Here is a 17,087-nt window from a genome sequence, read left to right on the forward strand (position 1 = left end):
TCAGTTCACAAAATCTCTTTATTATCGAGTGATTAACTCATACCGTAAAAACCTGGGAAAAACAGCAAAGACGCCAACACAACAATCTGAATCGCGATGAATGGCATCACACCTTTGTAGATATCTCGCGTAGTAACCCCTGCTGGAGCGACACCTTTTAGATAGAACAAACTAAAGCCAAATGGCGGTGTGAGGAACGACGTCTGTAAGTTCATCGCAATAAGAATCGCAAACCACGTCATATTAATGCCCATCAATTCAGCGACTGGCGCAATAATTGGCACGATGATAAAACAGATTTCAACGAAGTCGATAAAGAAACCTAAAATCAGAATCACCACCATGGTAATAATAAGGAATCCCCACTTTTCACCCGGCAGTTCTAACATCCACTCTTCAACTAAATAATCACCACCAGTGTAGGTAAATGCCATTGAAAAGGCGGTCGCACCAAGTAAGATCGCAAAGACCATTGCGGTTACTTTAACTGTCTCTTTTGATGCATCATAAATCATCGACCAACTAAACTGTTTATACAATAGTGATAAAATTATCGCACCTGCACCGCCCAGTGCCGCTGACTCTGTTGGTGTTGCAATCCCTGCAAAGATGGAGCCCAATACCACGATGATCAATGCTAAAGGTGGCAATACAGCTTTCAGTGCGGTGAGCACTTCTTGTTTACGACTGATCGACTCATCGCGCTCTATCGCCTGTGCGGCTTGAGGGTTCAACTTCGCGTAGATGAGAATATAGATCACATAGGCGCCAACAAGTGTAATACCGGGCCAGATCGCAGCTTGAAATAGGTCCCCTACCGGTACGCCAAGTACATCACCCAACAAGATCAACACGATAGAAGGTGGGATAATTTGGCCCAACGTGCCAGACGCACAAATAGTCCCACACGCTAAACCTTTGTCGTAATTGTACTTGAGCATCACAGGAAGAGATATTAAGCCCATCGCAACAACTGATGCGCCTACCACACCCGTTGAAGCTGCAAGCAATGCGCCAACTAACACGGTAGAAATAGCGATACCACCGCGAACGCCACCGAACAAACGCCCCATTGATTCTAGTAGCTGTTCAGCAAGCTTCGTTTTCTGTAGCACTAGCCCCATAAAAACGAACAGCGGTACGGCCATTAGCACCGTATTTTCCATAATGGACTGAATTCGATATGGCATAAAAGCAAACATCTCGATGCCTTCAGCCCAAACACCAAAAATCAGCGCGATACCACCAAAAGTAAAGGCAACGGGAAATCCCAATAGAAGCGCAAAGAGCGCAACAAAAAACATCACTATACCGATCATAATGACTTCCTTTTACGACTTACCGTTATTACCGGCATAGATGAGATGAGGGTTGACAATTTTGTTGATTGAATGAAGTAACAATCCAATACCACTCACCGCCATAAAGAAAAATGACAGCGGAATCATCGCTTTGATAATCCAACGATATGGTAACCCACCTGGGTCACCAGACGTCTCGCCTAACGCGTAACTTTCCTTGGCGAAATCAATACCAAACCAAGCGACCAGTAGGCAAAAAGGGAATAAGAAAAATAGTGTGCCTATGATGTCGATGATGGATTGTGCTTTGTAAGATAAGCGTTCATAAAAAATGTCGACTCGGACATGGCCACCGGACTTAATTGCGTAAGGCACACCAAGCAAGAATACGGCAGAGAATAGATGCCATTCCATTTCTTGGAATGCGATAGACACATCATTAAACACGTAACGCATGACAACGTCGTACACAACGTTTGCTAACAACAAAATAAACAGGATGCTGGATAACCATCCGAGAAAATCGCTAAAGCGGTTAAATAATCGCTCAATATAAATAAGACTTCTCATTCCGAACTCCGTGGAACGTTTAGATGCGCTCCGCTATGGTGCGGAGCATTCATTATGAAGTTTTCTTGGGCTTCGATAGCAGGCTAAACCTCTCGGCATCGCCTGCTTCATAACGTTATTGTGGAGCTTGACTGTTTAAGTACGCTCGGTGCGAAATATCTGACCATGGTCGAACTTGATTCATATAGTTCGCTTGCGACTCTTGAATCTCTTTCGCCAAAGCATCTTTTTCTGCATGTTCTTTCAACAAACGATCGTTTGCTTCTCGCAACGCAGCTACGACTTCAGGTGGGAAATCTTTTACTTCAACATTTGGGTATTCAGACTTAATAGATGCCCAGTTTTTGCCGCTTTCGTGTTTCGATTGCGTGTACATATCGTAAGCGGCCGTTTTCATGGCTACTTGTAAAATCGCTTTTAGATCATCAGGTAGACGATTCCAGGTACGCTTGTTAACGAGGAACTGAAGCTCAGTCGCTGGCTCATGCCAACCTGTGTAGTAGTAAGGCGCGATTTTGTGGAAGCCCATACGTAGATCCAGCGATGGACCAACCCATTCCAAGGCATCAATTGTGCGACGCTCTAGAGAAGTATATAGCTCACCAGGGGCGATATTCGTTGGCTTGGCACCTAACTCAGCCAAAATCTCACCAGCAAACCCTGGGATACGCATTTTCAAACCCTGTAAGTCCTCGACGGACTTGATCTCTTTTTGGAACCACCCGCCCATCTGAGTATCGGTATTACCGCCAGGGAAAGACATCAAGTTATGTGGAGAGTACACTTTTTCCATCAGCTCCATACCACCGCCGTAGTAAAACCATGCATACTGCTCAGTTGGCAACATACCGAAGGGCATAGAAGTGAAGTAAAGTGTGTTTGGAACCTTACCCTTCCAGTAATAAGACGCTGAGTGACCCATGTCATACTGACCCGACTTAACCATATCAAACACCCCAAAAGGCGCTTTATGCTTGTTTGCGGAATCAATGCGGATTTGCAAACGTCCGTTGGACATCTCTTCCGCCATTTTGGCCATGTTTTTTGTGGTATCACCAAAAATTGGGAAATTAGGCCCCCAAGTTTCAGCAAGCTTTAAACGATAGACTTTTTCAGCAGCGTTTACAGAAGTCGCTGCGAGTGCCATCGCGGCAGCGACAGCGGTTGTTTTGAGCACTCGTTTTAAAGATTTTTGGATTAGACTCATCGTTCACGTCCTTTATCACCAAGGTTATTGTTGTCATCCATTTCATTAGGATTGGCTGTATTCGGTATAAAAGATGTAACAATGTTGTCTAATGCGAAATGGGCATGAACACGGAAGCGAGTGATTCATCAATAAGGCATTAGCCTAAGGTATTACGTACAAGTACGTAGGAAAACCGTCATGACAAAAGACTAATAATAGCAAAATCAATAAATTATATTTTTATCTATGAATAAAAATAAAAGACAATACTTACGTATTTTTCTGCCAAAAAATTTACATAGTATTTAAGAAAATGTGACAAACCACTTATTGGTAGTGTTAAAGTCAGTACTTAATGCATTATTTCCAATACCAAGATAAAAAAATACCTCGGCATCGGCCGAGGTATTCAATCCAGAACGGTAGCGGTAATTAAACTGCTTTGTAGATAACTTTGTTACCTGCTAACTGCTCTTTTTGAACTAGGTTTTCTTCAAGAAGCTTCTTTAGTGCGCCAGTAGCCCATGATGCCGCTTTAGTATCTTCTTGACCTGCAGCTAGACCGATGCCTTTAGGGTTAATACCTTCAGCATTCGCCATAACGATGTCTAATACTTGTTGTTGCTTAGGAGTAAGGGCAACATCAACTGTTTTCACTGCAGCTACTTTTTTATCAGCTACTACTTTCTCCGCAACAGCTTTTTCAGCAACAGAAGGTGCTACTGCTTTTTCCGCAACAGGCTTCACTGCTTTAGGTGCTGCAGCTAAGTTTGCTACTGTCGCTTTAATGCGTTTTTGCAGTTTCATCTGCACTTTACGCTTATGAGCAAGTCTCATTGAATATTTCTCCAGTTCACTGCATCTCAGCAGGGATGAAAATTTGAAGCGCGTTTTATACCAAAATTCACAAGCAATTTGTAGGTTTTAGCGGCGAAACGCGATGAAAAATGCGCTCAAAGCATAGAACGTCTACTATTTAATCAGATATTTTATGAACGGATTTATTGAATACTGGGTATAAAAACAGAGGTTTGTTTTATTTTAAATGCAAGTCAATGCATATAAAGCTGCCCACTCATTTTTGAACAAGTATTCGATGAGGTTATAAGCATGGAAACGCTGCACCTAACAAATTCACATTTCAAACCCGACTCCCCTATCAACAGAATACTTTTGTTGCTCGTTGCACTCATCACTTTGTTTTTGGTTGCCATTTCTCCGGGATGGAAGCAAGCCATGCTGTCGGTCATTTTGATGTCTGCAATCGTTGGTTTCGCCATCTTGATGATTAAGAAAAGCCAAGTCACTTTTACGCTGACAGCTTCTCACTTTCAGCAACACCTTTTTAAAGGAGGTTGGGTCGTCCGATGGCGAAATATTGAGTCAATCGGTATTTGTAGCTACCAACAGGAAGGGTGGCACCAACCGCTACCTTGGATCGGTATTCGTCTAAAACACTACTCACCCTACTTAAATTCAATCTGCCCTCGTATAGCGACAGAAATTCTCCTCAGCCAGCGAGCACTGCTTTACTTAGGCGCGAAACAAAATCAGTGTGAAGATAAGTTTGAGGATATGGTGCTTGACCCTAAACCGTATATAAACAGAGATGGGATTGAGTACAAAGGTTTGTTAGCGATGCTCGCCAACCGGATGAAGTATCAGAGAGGCTTTTATGGCTACGATCTATTTATATCAGCAAGTGATCTAGATCGTGAGGCTGAGGATTTTGTGGGACTGACTCGGCGATACTTAGCTGCCGCCGAGCCAGAATAATGCTTAGTACACGCACTTTTAGTAAAGCGGCATCTCGTCAGCAACGAACGGGTTAGTTTTACGCTCGTGACCGAAAGTCGATTGAGGGCCGTGACCAGGGACAAACGTGACATCATTGCCTAAAGGCCACAATTTCTCTTTGATAGAACTAATCAACGTATTGAAATCACCTTGTGGGAAGTCAGTTCGACCAATGCTACCGTTAAACAAAACGTCACCCACAAACGCTAAACGCGCTTCTTCACTGTAAAGCACAACGTGACCAGGTGTATGACCAGGTGTGTGGAATACATTCAGCACTTGATTACCAAAAGTGACAGTGTCACCCTCATTTAGCCATTGGTGCGGTTCAAACGCTTCTGTCAGCGGGAAACCAAACATTTGGCTCTGACCTTCCAAACCTTGCAACCAGAAGTTATCTGCCTTGTGAGGGCCAACAATCTCTGTACCGCCAAGCAGTGCAGACAGCGGCTCCGTGCCACCTACGTGGTCCAAGTGACCGTGTGTTAGCACTAGGTTTACCACGTCAACACCCAGCTCTTTGATAAGCATAACGAGCTGCTTTTCATCGCCGCCTGGGTCAACCACAATACCTTTCATGGTTTCGTCACACCAGACAATAGAACAGTTTTGAGAGAAAGATGTTACTGGAACAACTTGGTATTTCAGAGCCATAGATAACCTATACCGAATAAATTTGCGTGAAAACTGCCGCAACTATGACACTAAGGCCTAGCGACTTCAAGCTTTGAACTGTGGGTAATCGACGACGTTCTGAGACTAGAAACCTTGTCTCAACTAGCACTACCAGGAACGAACAGCTCCCGTATCGATATGAACAAAGTTACTACCTGGATAATAACCCACGCCACCGGCTTTTAGGCTTAATGCAGCATCACGAACCGTTGAAAGCTTCACGCCGTCTAAACGAAAATCAATGGCCTTTCCTTCCATGTGCATGCTCTTTTTCGCTACACGAGAAGACCCGTTGCGCAGCGAGGCGTTAGTGGCAGGAGAACGGTAACCTGAAATGACGATCACCTCTGCTTCTGTACCAATTAACTTTTGAATTTGACTTATTTGATCGAACAAGCGTCTATCCATGGGATGAACCTCATTTCGTCGATGGTCTCGACAAAACTCATTCAGCCTTTGAAGTTCATCATTAATGTATCGTTTTCCATCGAAATAGCATGTTTCGAGGATCTCTCCAGTATTAAGGTTGTTCATCGCCAGCGCACGTGGCTCGTCAGGGAGTGAAGCCCAAGAAAATGATGGCAGGGCAGACGCCAACACCACACCACCAGCGGTCATTTTAAGGAAATCTCGGCGGGAAAAGTTACGACTTACCATTTCAAAATACAGTGCTCAACAACTAGACAAGTCGTGGACATTAACCAAACACATTTGTCACGTCAAACGCATAAAACACTCCATCTTGATTTTCAGACGCAGTAATTATTGATTAATTATTGAACGAAAAGAGAATTCTTCGTTTTGTAAATTTTCCTTAAAGATTTCAACTGCGGTGATCGTACTTATAGATATCATCACGGTAGTAAAGCGTTCCCTCTTCCAACCATGCTGTTTGATAAATGATGTGTACTTGAATGCGCTCTCCCAAAGGAACTGACGTGTTAGACCGACGAGAACTTTCTCGCTTTTTCGCTAAACGTTCTTCCAACCCCTGAGTTTTGAACAGAAGTTCTGCTAACCGGTCTGCATGTTCTACACGAACACATCCTGAGCTGAATGCGCGTCTGTCCTGTTCAAACAAGTTCTTACTTGGCGTGTCATGCAAATAAATAGCTTGTGGGTTAGGCATATTGAACTTGTACAATCCCAGTGCATTTTGTAAGCCTGACGCCTGTCGCATACGATAAGGAAATGTTCTCGGATTCACTGTTGCCCAATTGATGGTTGTAGGGTCAATAATTTCGTTCGAAGTCCAAGACCGAATGATTTGAATGTTATGGTTAATCAAATACATCGGATTACGTTTTACTTTAGGAATAATGTCTTTAACCATGATAGTCCAAGGCACGTTCCAAGTTGGGTTGAGAATAACTGAATCCAGTGCTACCGACATGATGGGCGTTTTTCTTGATGCTCTCCCTACCACGACTTTAGACTCAAACAAGGGTTGACCGTCATGCCAATACGTGACTTCGTATCCAGGCACGTTAACAAAGACAACATTATCCCTTTCTTTCGACCAAATTCTTGAACGCTCAGAATTCAACGCCAACAGATGCAATCGCTCTTGAGGAGAAAAGTTGATCCATCGAATGGTATTCGGGCCGATAACGCCATCTTCTTTCAAACCATGAATACGCTGGAACTCTTTTATCGCAAGCTCTAATTGTTCGTCATATTCTTCAGTGACTAAATCCAAGTAAGAAACATCTACGCCTACGATCTCCATTCGCTCAATCAACAGGGGTCTGTTTTCTAATGTATCGCCAACACGTGCTAGCCCAGTTTGTTGATAGGCCGGATATTGGTACTGAGAATGTTCCGATAGCGAAGAATAGGCGGAGTAGAAAGCATCATCTGTTTGTAGTGGAGACCGGAGACTTGCCAAAAACTGACCAAGTTTGCCAACCGTAATCTCATTACTCAGAACCGATAAAGTATCGATGCTAGGAGCGGGTAACGTAACATGGGCTTTGTCTGTAAATAGCCAATTAATCCCTTCTTCGGGGAGTTGCTCAAGATAACTAAGGTACATCAAGAGTGAATCTGTCATCACTAAATCGAAGTCGAGATTATCTCCCTGCCACCTTACTTGGTTTATCCGGTGAAGTTGATTTTCGAATTCGTCGGTGACATCCGCAAGTGCAACCAGGTTTACTTGAAAAAGAAACTGCTCAATATCACTTTCATTTTCCCAGTTCAAACGGTAATTGGTGCTTTGATACAGTTGATCAATCACCTCTGGATAATGGATCATTTTTTCTACAGACAGCTTTTGTACCGCTCCCTCTTGCTCGACTTGCGCTGAAGCTTCGAGAGAAACGACGGTGGAAAAGCTGCAAAACGGCACCAGAAGTGCCGTCATGATTAAAACCCTAGCAAACACTGAAATGATCCTTGCGCTACTTGCCATAATAAAAAGTATGGCAAATATCTCACAGCTTGCAGGTTTAAAATTAAGAATCTGATGCCGAAAACGACAACAAAACTCTCTATAAGTAATTACTCAATGATCTTTCTAGATAATTCTCGACCAATGGTTATCCCATTGCACACCGCTTGCGAAGGTATTTTTTGACTCTTCAGGCCTTTGCTCTACCACTTTTCCCGCTCCAGAACTGACTCGGAATTCATCACCGTAGATCACAACACCAGAGGCGTCTGGTAACGCACTTAACTCGACCAATTTGCCCGTAGATTTAGACCATATACCATAACAACTGCCCGGAGGCGAAGTGGCTAAGATCCATTCATCGGTTGCTGCAATACTCGCAACGTAGTGATTGAAACGCGCCCACTCTTCAGGCTCAGCTTGAAGATCTTGCATTTCACCACCACGCGTGTGCATGGCGATCAAGGCTGGATACTCGTCCGGCTCACCACGATATTGCTGACCACAAAGCACGGTTTCCGCACCATCATGGGCTAAGTGGCGAATACTCAACTTATGATCCGGTAAAGACACTTGATCCAACAGCTCACCTTCTTGTGAAAGGTAACTCAGGCTGGGTCTCATGCTATCAAGATTGAGAGGTTCACGGCCGTTGGTGTGTACGCCACCGACGCCAATCGCTAATGCGCCATCAGGCATCATGATCACTTCATGAGGGCCAAGGCCAAAACCCGTTAACTCATCAATCTTTTGATATTGCTTCTGCACATCATAAACACCAATGATCCCGCGGCTTGTCCCCCTCTCCCCTTCTGTGGCAAATAGCAACGTGCCATCGTGGGAGTAAACGCCATGCCCATAGAAATGACGATTTGACTTTGCTAGTTGCAGTTTGATCATCTGCCCTGAGCGATAATCAAATACCATGAAGAAAGTACCTGGTCGACGACCAAAAACTACGGCGTGGCCTTGTTGGTTGGTTGCCACACCGTGACCACGCTCAGGAATCGGCAATGAAGATAGCGGCATACCATGCTCATCCGCCACCACCGCTGCATATTTATCTCGGCCAATGATAGAGCAGCCGATCAACGCAGGCTCACGTGAGCTTGTTGAAGAACAACCAAATGGCATCATAGGTGTAGCCGCCCCGAATAGAGCGGCTTTCAGCAAAGTTCGGCGGGTTTGATCAGTCACCATCGGTTGCATTAAATCCTATAACTACGCCAAGCTCGATCGCCACTTCTTCGTGAATCAGGTACTTCAATTGCTCTAGCTTGTTGTATTGAGCGAGCACCATGCGATAGCCTTCTTTTGTTTGTAGTGCAGCAAACAAGCTCTTATCCTCTGGCCAAGTTTCTAACGCCATTTCAAACTGATGAACGACACGGTCTGCGAGATCTGCATGGCCTTGCTCTCTAAGTAGCGCATCTAGACCATTCCCGTTAGCAAAGTACAACGCTTCCATCCCTTGAAGGTTGGCTTTTAAGTTTGAAAGCGAGGTCTCTGAACGCCACGATTCTGAGAAATACGGGCGAGGCTTACCAATCTTCGCTAGCGGTCGGCTCAACTTCTTCATGCTGTATTCAAGCTGATTCGAGAGCAGTGAAATGTACTCAGACTCCCATTCCGTCATCTCTAGCGATTTCCAAGGGTTCTCTGCCCAAGAATCCGCGATGATCTGCGCTTTGTTATCGAGGTTTTCTGCAATCGCTACGCCTGTCACACAGGTATTGCTGTTGCTAGATAAGGTCGACGCTTTATCGTAAAGCAGCCATTCCAGAGCCCCTAAACCTTGCACGGTGACACTTTGGGTGGAGATATCTTCTGCACTCCAAGCTTGATCAGATTTCGTCAGTACAGACATTTTACGACCAGTCGTGTTCTTTTTATCTGGCCAAAACTGAACATTCCAGCTTTGCTCCAATGCCGTAGCAGGGCCACGTTCTTGACCTTGTAATGCCATCCACGCAAGCATAGTTTGATGCCACTGCTGTTTTACTTGTGCATCATCTTTCGACTCTGATGCGCAGTAATCCGCGAAGCGCTGTTCAAGTTCTGTGGTTTGCGCTAAAAACGTCTGAGCTGATTGAAACTCGACCTCGTACACGCTTTGAGAAATATGGCTTGTACTCTCAGGCTTGGCAGAGCTCGAACCGATGGTCGATTGGCAACCAACCAAACTTAACGTTGCGGCAATCGCACTCACTAACAGTGTCTTTTTCATGGTTAGGTCCTTATAGAGAGTTCAGAAACGCAATGAGAGCATCACGTTCTTTTTTGTTCAGAGCTAAAACATTTTGTTTCGCAGTTTCAGCTTCGCCGCCGTGCCACAACACTGCTTCCATCAGGTTACGAGCTCGACCATCATGTAAGAAGTAAGTATGTCCGTTTACTTCTTCGGTATAACCAATGCCCCATAGCGGTGCTGTTCGCCACTCGCGGCCGTTTGCTTGATATTCCGGACGGTTATCGGCTAAGCCTTCACCCATGTCATGCAAAAGCATGTCGGTGTATGGGTGGATAAGCTGCTCAGAAAGCGCTGGTAACTCTGGTCGTTTCGCCGTTTTAACACTGGTCTTGTGGCAGCTTTCACAGCCAGACGCAGCAAAGATTTGCTGACCAAGTTTCACGTTAGGATCATTGACGTTACGGCGAATAGGTACGGCTAAGTGTTGGCTGTAAAACTCTACGAAGTCGAGAATATTTTCACTCACTTCAGGTTTGCCGCCATTTGGCATGTCGTCACAAATGCTTTGTTTCGAGGTACAGTTTTCATTTGGGAATAAATGGCTCGTAAGACCCACATCACCATTAAATGCTGCTGCATTTTGCTGCATTAGCGTCGGTTGTCCTGCTTTCCAGCCAAAGCGACCAATCGAGAAGTCGTCCTTCTCAATATCCCACACCTTATTTACTTTGCCTGAGATACCGTCTTTGTCGGCATCTTGTTCATCAGCCCAAGCAAGTAGCGTTTCGTCGGGAATACTCTCTAACAAACCAAGGCCGATCATTGGCGGTGCCACGCGTGCTGAGAACTCGGTATCTGGGTGCATATCGCCGTAACCCAGTTCGGTAATGTTCAAATGAGGTTTTCTTAGTGTCACCGTCGTACCGTCTTTAAATTTCACTGGGACATCGGTGTAAGTGATTTCGATTTTGCCTTCTGGCGTTTGATCCTGCAGGGCGAAATCTTGAAGCTGGCCACCATAAGTCGGCTCAGGTATGCCACCGTCTTTGATGTAGGCTTTCTTTTGTTCTGGCGTCATCGCAGGAATGCTTAAGCGCACTAACATAGACACGGCATGTAAATCATCTTTCTCTGGCGGATGACCACGACCGTCTTTGATGTGACAGTTCTGACAACCATTGGTGTTAAAAAGCGGACCTAGGCCATCACGAGCGTCTGTTGACGCTGGCGCTTGTACCCAAGGGTTGCGGAAAAAGCTGTTACCCACACTAAAATCTAGGCGTTTGCTCATCGGCAGGTTGGCAGCAGGAAGAGAATAGGCATTCGCGCCATCTTTTTTAACACTGGTTTTGCCACCAGACTTAACATCGTAAGCCATGGCAGAAGAAGAAAGGATCGCGGCTAGCGCAGAAATTAGGTATGGCTTCATATCATTGCTCTACATAGACAACAAGGGTGATAACAACGAGCTCAAACGGCAAAAGGGCTCACAAAGAGCCCTTATTTATTATGGTTTTCTTATTAAAACTCGTGGTCAGCAGTATCAGGGCTTAGGCTGTCGATGCCGACAATGTTTGCCGCTCGCTCAATCGCACCAGTTTGCGCTACCAACGACATGATGGTGTCGTTTACCAGCGCGTTGCCTTGTGCGTTACCCGCCGCAATAAGTTGGTCAAAATGCTGGTTATTCTTCTCTGCAGAAGTCACTAGCTCACCAACTTGGCTAAGTGTTGTATCAAACTGCTTTTGAATGTCGGTCGCGGCTTTCTTATCTTTTTGAGCAACAAGATCAGCAATACTTGGACCAGATAGCTCTTTGCCGTTTACACCTTTGTATGTACCTGTGTAAACGTTGTAGATGCCTTGCTCGTTGTAGTAGTGAGAATTATGCGTGTTGTCTGAGAAACAATCGTGCTCGTCTTCAGTTGAGTTCGCTTCTAGTGCCACTTTCATGCGCTCACCCGCTAGCTCACCTAGAGAAAGAGAACCCATGCCGAATAGCATCTTACGTAGACCATTGTCCGCTGAGTCGTTCAGTAGCTCTTCACGGTAGTTACCTTTTACTTCAGCAGACCACTGCTTTTCCATCCACTCAAGGTCTTGAACCAGTAGATCAGCGGCTGCTTTTAGGTACTCTCCACGACGCTCACAATGGCTATTCGTACACTCAGAACCCACAACGAAATCAGTGTAAGCACGTTGACCTGCACCCGCGTTAGTACCGTTTAGGTCTTGACCCCAAAGTAAGAATTCAATCGCGTGGTAACCTGATGCAACGTTTGCCTCAGAACCGCCTACTTCGTTTAGATCCGCTAGCAATTCTGGAGTGATTTTTGAAACGTCCAGTTTAGAAGCACCGATCTGTAGGCTAGTGTTCGCGATGATGTTGGCAGCAGCGCCCTCGTTACCCAATTCGTATTGGTAATCAGCCGCTACGTAGTCAATCAAACCTTCATCAAGTGGCCATGCGTTCAGCTGACCTTCCCAATCATCAACAATCGCGTTACCAAAACGGAAAACTTCAGACTGTTGGTAAGGCACGCGAGAATCTAGCCAAGCTTGTTTTACTTCTTCAAGCTTTTTCGCTGATGGTGATTGTAGAAATTCGTCGATTTTCACATCAAGCGCTTTCGCTGTTGTTACTGAATCAGCAAATACAGCATGGGCAACGTCCGCGTAATGTTCGACTACTTGTTGTTTAGTTACTGTGGCAGCAACGGTAGAACCACTGGCAATGAGGAGTGATGCAGCAATAGATTGGACTAAAACTTTTTTTGCATTCATCTGAAGCATCCTTGTTGAGCTTTTCAATTATCGTATTGGTAGTGCTAATTATTCTTATTTGCACTTTAGTCTCGAGATAATACAAATTTACAATTTATTTGCAACTCCAGATACAAAAAAACCTCATAAAAATGAGGTTTTTCACAGACTTTATTGTCAGTTTTATCTTTAGGATTAAACCTTTAGGTCATGTTTTCCGTGAGAGACTTTTGCCTTCAGATAATTTTCGTTGCCATCTTTGATATGTGCAGAGGTATTGACAACCTCGCCAATTTCAATTCCGTACTCAGATAACTCACGAATTTTCTTAGGGTTGTTCGTCACGAGGCGGATCTTATTCACGCCTAAAGCTTCTAGCATTTGTGCTGCTTCTGTGAAATCACGCAGGTCATCATCAAAGCCCAAATGGTTGTTAGCTTCGTACGTGTTCATGCCCTGGCTTTGTAAGCGGTATGCATCGATCTTATTGTACAAACCAATACCACGACCTTCCTGACGGAGATACAAGATGATACCACCGGACTCGCCCATGCGATTGATCGTCTCTTCTAGTTGCTCACCACAGTCACAGCGTGAAGAGTGGAACACATCGCCTGTCAAACACTCAGAGTGCATACGAACTAAAGGCATGTCCTGAGTTTGGTCCGCTTGTTTAAAGATAATAGCAACATGCTCTTTGTCTGTCTTCAGACCATGGAAAGACAGAATTTCGGCATCAATGTTACTTTTTGCCCCGACTTTAAAATCTACTCTGGCACGTACTTCCGCCATATCTATACTCACTCGATTTATTGCTTGATGCGCTTGATGCGTTTTCGTTATTGCATTCATGGGATTTACTCGTTGCTCTTCAACTATGGGGACTGATACCGCATTTTGCAATATAGAGATCACAATTGAGGGCAGTTATCCACTCAAGACAGTAAAAGAGAACCACTCTCCAACTGAACAATTGTTATATTATAACAATTTAAAAAAACTACAATAAAAAACCCCAGACAAATTTTGTCTGGGGTTTCAAGAAGGTCGTTTGGTCTATCTTTTAATGGGTCTGACTGCGCTTCCAAACGGCGAGTTCAATCCAAACTGCTTCGAGTTCTTGGATTTCCTCGTCGGTCAACACGGCGAGCGTTGAAGTAACTTGAGGCAGGTTCGGTGATTGCAATGCACGAATCTGCGAATAGAAGTCTTTTTTAAGTTGTAATATAACTGAATCCACTGCGTGCACCTATTTCGTTCTTTTATTACTTATCCAGCTCAAAATTTTTATTTTCTTTATACTGGAAACTTCATAAATTCGGAAAAATGATAACATTCTGCTTGTTAAGTGCACAATTTATTTTTAATAGTGGAATAACGGTCACATTAATTACGCTTCACCATTCGGATCGAATATAAGACAAAAAAGATCAAAAATAGCACAGGAAAGATCCACAACAGCGCCGTGGAATAATTTAATGGTGGTTGATACAGAACAATATTCCCATAACGAGCAACTAGATAGTCCTTTATTTCTTGATCTGAGCTGCCTTCATTGGCCATCGTATACACTTTCAACCTCAGGTCTTTAGCCGCTTGTGCATTAGACTCGACAAGGTTTTGGTTTTGACACTGCGGGCAGCGTAATGTCTTGGCTAACGAGGTTGCACGCTGTTGCACTTCAACAGAATGAAATTCAAACAGATCAACATTCTGTTCTATATCCGCACTTCTCGTGAAAGGAGAAAATAGTATAAATAGGATTAAAGTGAGGAGAAGATTATTAAATCGAAACATTCAAGTATCCTGAAAATATATCGTTCCATTTATCTGCCGTTAGCTCTCCACGATATTTGATCAATATACGACCATTTGGATCAATCAAGTAAGTTTCCGGCGTTCCGATAACACCTAGCTCCACAGCGAGCTTTCCATTAGGGTCACTAATTACTTCAATATATGGATTTCGTTTAGAGCTCAAATATTCACGAGCGGCTTGTTTTTGATCTCTATAATTCAGCCCAATAATAGGCACACCGAGTTCTGCTAACTGCAATAATTCTTCATGCTCTCGTTTGCATACTCCGCACCAAGATGCCCAAACATTCAATAATTTATATCCGTCGCTTTTGAACAACTGCTCAGAAACCATGTCATCAGAGATCAGAGAAGTAGAGCGAAAATTAGGTGTCTCTAAATTTCGTTGTGGGGACAATTCAACATGTGGTCGCTCAGACAAAGCCACCGAAGTTACTACAGCAAACACGGCAACAGCCACAAACAGACCTGCGAGTTTAAGCGTATTTCTCGATCGCATTGATAGCCTCTCTCCTTTTCTTTAGGCCGGTTAATAGCGCACCAAACACAGCTAGTAGCCCGCCAGACCATATCCACCAAATACCTGCGCGGTACTGAACTTTAATCGCATAAGCATGAGTATCGACTTTGTCACCCAATGTCACGTAATAATCGCCATGCCATAGTGAACGAATCGCAGGCTCGGTCATATTCATCACTCGCACAGGATAATGACGCTTTTGCGGGTTGAAATTGAGCATGCGGCCATCTCCCAAGTGCAAGGTGATCTGTCCTTGTTCCGCGGTGTAGTTTGGCCCCACCAGCCATTCGATACCATGATAATCGATAGTGATCCCCGCCCTTTGTTGAGAACTGCCGGGTTCGACACGTAAATTGTGTTCATATGAGTAGTGACTGTTGAATACAGCTCCACTCACCGCCAGCGCAAAACCGATATGTGCCATCACGATTGGCATGAGTTTGCGCTTATTGGAACAACGAAACAGCATAACGAGATGCGCCACAATCACCCAAGTAGCCAACGTTATGGTTAGCAATACTTCGAAATGCAGTGCGTGCACTAAGAAGATAAACCCGATCCCAGAGACAAGAGATAACGCAATACTGATCGCGATATCAGTGCTTCCACTCGGCACTGCGCCTTTTGTCCATTTCAGCACTGGCATGAATGCTAAGGCAATCAGAGCCAGTATGCTTAATGGAAAGGTCAGACTATTAAAGTAAGGTGCGCCAACCGAAATGTTCCCTAAACCGAGCAGTTGATAAACCATCGGATAAAAAGTGCCAAGAAAAACGATGGCAGTCGCAATAACCAGCAGCCCTTTGGCGATATAAGCAGTGTAAGCTCGGCTCGCTAGAGATTGAAGTTTGAAACGAGGGAGTTGTTCTCCTCGCAAAATCAGTACGCCAAAAGTGATAATGACAAGCAAGCTCAATACACCAATCAGCACCAAACCTTTAGTTGGGTCCACCGCAAAAGCGTGCACTGAAGTCAGCACGCCAGAGCGCACCACGAATGTCCCTAAAATGCTTAGGCTGAACGTAGCAAACGCCAGTGCATAGGTACTCCAAATTGCGCCTCTGTTACGTGTTGCGACAACACCGCTGTGCAACAAAGCAGTACCAGTAAGCCAAGGGAGTAGAGAAGCGTTCTCCACAGGGTCCCAAAACCACCAGCCGCCCCACCCTAGCTCATTGTACGCCCACCATGATCCCACCAAGATACCCAACGTGAGCGTTCCCCATGCAAAAAACGCTGCGCTTCGAGCAACCACATACCAATCGCTCATCGGTTGTTTACCCAATAGGGCTGCTAATGCAAAAGCTAATATTGCTGCGTAACCGACATAACCGAGATAAAGCAATGGTGGATGAATGATAAGCCCAACATCTTGCAACATTGGGTTTAGATCTCGTCCTTCCGACGCCAATACTTGGGCATACTCGAACGGGTTAGAGGTCATTAACGTGAACCAAGCAAATGTCGCAATAAGAACGTTCATGATTCCTAAACAGTCACAAGTATATTGGGCGTTGAGCGGTGACTTAAATGCAATAAACGACGCCCATAAACTCAAGGTGACGACCCAAAACAACATGGAGCCTTGGTGCCCACCCCAAGCGGCAGCAATTTTGAACGCCACGGGAAGTTGACTGTTGGAATGCGTAACAACATATTCCAACGCGAAGTTGTCTTGCACGAAGCAGACGATCAGAAGTGCTAAACAAATGATGGAAGCTAAGCTAATCATGTGGGACATCGCGACTTGATGCGGCAATGTCGCCTTCTTACCCAAAGCAAGACGTAGCCAATGCAGCAACGATGCACAAGTCGATGTTACAGCCACCAATATCAGTAAGAAGAACCCTAGCTCAGCTTCCATTTATCCC

At 44.7% G+C, this 17,087-nt stretch carries 17 protein-coding genes; 1 reads left to right on the plus strand and 16 read right to left on the minus strand.

The annotated features are described in order from the left end of the window. Positions 1 to 32: 32 nt before the first annotated feature. The 4 genes from R7Z47_RS12580 to R7Z47_RS12595 form a co-directional block, all read right to left on the minus strand. Positions 33 to 1,319, minus strand: coding sequence for a TRAP transporter large permease subunit (locus R7Z47_RS12580; protein WP_005376871.1), 1,287 nt, complete (start codon positions 1,317 to 1,319; stop codon positions 33 to 35). A gap of 12 nt (positions 1,320 to 1,331) precedes the next feature. After that, a complete protein-coding gene (locus R7Z47_RS12585; RefSeq protein WP_005376869.1) occupies positions 1,332 to 1,871 on the minus strand; it encodes a TRAP transporter small permease subunit in 540 nt (179 codons plus the stop codon). A gap of 115 nt (positions 1,872 to 1,986) precedes the next feature. Beyond that, the gene (locus tag R7Z47_RS12590) at positions 1,987 to 3,078 is read right to left on the minus strand and encodes a TRAP transporter substrate-binding protein (protein ID WP_225491958.1); all 1,092 of its coding nucleotides are present in this window, start codon (positions 3,076 to 3,078) and stop codon (positions 1,987 to 1,989) included. Positions 3,079 to 3,492: 414 nt separating this feature from the next. After that, a complete protein-coding gene (locus R7Z47_RS12595; RefSeq protein ID WP_005376863.1) occupies positions 3,493 to 3,897 on the minus strand; it encodes a hypothetical protein in 405 nt (134 codons plus the stop codon). A gap of 273 nt (positions 3,898 to 4,170) precedes the next feature. On the opposite strand from R7Z47_RS12595, the gene R7Z47_RS12600 reads away from it, so the two are divergent. Next, on the plus strand, positions 4,171 to 4,836 hold the full coding sequence (locus R7Z47_RS12600) for a DUF2982 domain-containing protein (protein ID WP_005376857.1): 666 nt from the start codon (positions 4,171 to 4,173) through the stop codon (positions 4,834 to 4,836). 18 nt (positions 4,837 to 4,854) lie between these two features. Here the strand turns inward: R7Z47_RS12600 and R7Z47_RS12605 are convergent, their stop codons facing one another. The 12 genes from R7Z47_RS12605 to R7Z47_RS12660 all read right to left on the minus strand — a co-directional run bounded on the left by R7Z47_RS12605 (position 4,855) and on the right by R7Z47_RS12660 (position 17,080). Beyond that, positions 4,855 to 5,511, minus strand: coding sequence for an MBL fold metallo-hydrolase (locus R7Z47_RS12605; RefSeq protein ID WP_149191754.1), 657 nt, complete (start codon positions 5,509 to 5,511; stop codon positions 4,855 to 4,857). A gap of 129 nt (positions 5,512 to 5,640) precedes the next feature. Next, positions 5,641 to 6,189, minus strand: a complete 549-nt coding sequence (locus R7Z47_RS12610; protein ID WP_031778936.1) for a DUF882 domain-containing protein — start codon at positions 6,187 to 6,189, stop codon at positions 5,641 to 5,643. 166 nt (positions 6,190 to 6,355) lie between these two features. Beyond that, positions 6,356 to 7,897 carry a murein L,D-transpeptidase gene (locus tag R7Z47_RS12615; protein ID WP_318130115.1) on the minus strand — a complete coding sequence of 514 codons (1,542 nt, stop codon included), beginning with the start codon at positions 7,895 to 7,897 and terminating at the stop codon, positions 6,356 to 6,358. Positions 7,898 to 8,050: 153 nt separating this feature from the next. Continuing rightward, the gene (locus R7Z47_RS12620) at positions 8,051 to 9,133 is read right to left on the minus strand and encodes a DUF1513 domain-containing protein (RefSeq protein WP_318130116.1); all 1,083 of its coding nucleotides are present in this window, start codon (positions 9,131 to 9,133) and stop codon (positions 8,051 to 8,053) included. Then, a complete protein-coding gene (locus R7Z47_RS12625) occupies positions 9,114 to 10,151 on the minus strand; it encodes an imelysin family protein (protein ID WP_033905647.1) in 1,038 nt (345 codons plus the stop codon). Before R7Z47_RS12625 ends, R7Z47_RS12620 begins: the two co-directional genes overlap by 20 nt. Before the next feature lie 10 nt (positions 10,152 to 10,161). Then, positions 10,162 to 11,544, minus strand: a complete 1,383-nt coding sequence (locus tag R7Z47_RS12630; RefSeq protein ID WP_226083566.1) for a di-heme oxidoredictase family protein — start codon at positions 11,542 to 11,544, stop codon at positions 10,162 to 10,164. A gap of 92 nt (positions 11,545 to 11,636) precedes the next feature. After that, positions 11,637 to 12,899, minus strand: a complete 1,263-nt coding sequence (locus tag R7Z47_RS12635; protein ID WP_256902909.1) for an imelysin family protein — start codon at positions 12,897 to 12,899, stop codon at positions 11,637 to 11,639. Between the two features lie 174 nt (positions 12,900 to 13,073). After that, entirely contained in the window at positions 13,074 to 13,670 is a 597-nt protein-coding gene (locus tag R7Z47_RS12640) for a GTP cyclohydrolase II (protein ID WP_025767283.1), read from the minus strand. Positions 13,671 to 13,941: 271 nt separating this feature from the next. Beyond that, the gene (locus R7Z47_RS12645) at positions 13,942 to 14,118 is read right to left on the minus strand and encodes a hypothetical protein (RefSeq protein ID WP_020480909.1); all 177 of its coding nucleotides are present in this window, start codon (positions 14,116 to 14,118) and stop codon (positions 13,942 to 13,944) included. 146 nt (positions 14,119 to 14,264) lie between these two features. After that, positions 14,265 to 14,675, minus strand: a complete 411-nt coding sequence (nrfF, locus tag R7Z47_RS12650; RefSeq protein ID WP_025767282.1) for a heme lyase NrfEFG subunit NrfF — start codon at positions 14,673 to 14,675, stop codon at positions 14,265 to 14,267. Then, the gene (locus R7Z47_RS12655; protein WP_256902910.1) at positions 14,662 to 15,195 is read right to left on the minus strand and encodes a DsbE family thiol:disulfide interchange protein; all 534 of its coding nucleotides are present in this window, start codon (positions 15,193 to 15,195) and stop codon (positions 14,662 to 14,664) included. Before R7Z47_RS12655 ends, nrfF begins: the two co-directional genes overlap by 14 nt. Further along, positions 15,173 to 17,080, minus strand: coding sequence for a heme lyase CcmF/NrfE family subunit (locus R7Z47_RS12660; RefSeq protein WP_256902911.1), 1,908 nt, complete (start codon positions 17,078 to 17,080; stop codon positions 15,173 to 15,175). The genes R7Z47_RS12655 and R7Z47_RS12660 overlap by 23 nt, the downstream gene beginning before the upstream one ends. Between the last annotated feature and the right edge of the window lie 7 nt (positions 17,081 to 17,087).

The sequence above is a fragment of the Vibrio sp. 1641 genome (assembly GCF_033339995.1).
Taxonomy (GTDB): Bacteria; Pseudomonadota; Gammaproteobacteria; order Enterobacterales; family Vibrionaceae; genus Vibrio; species Vibrio alginolyticus.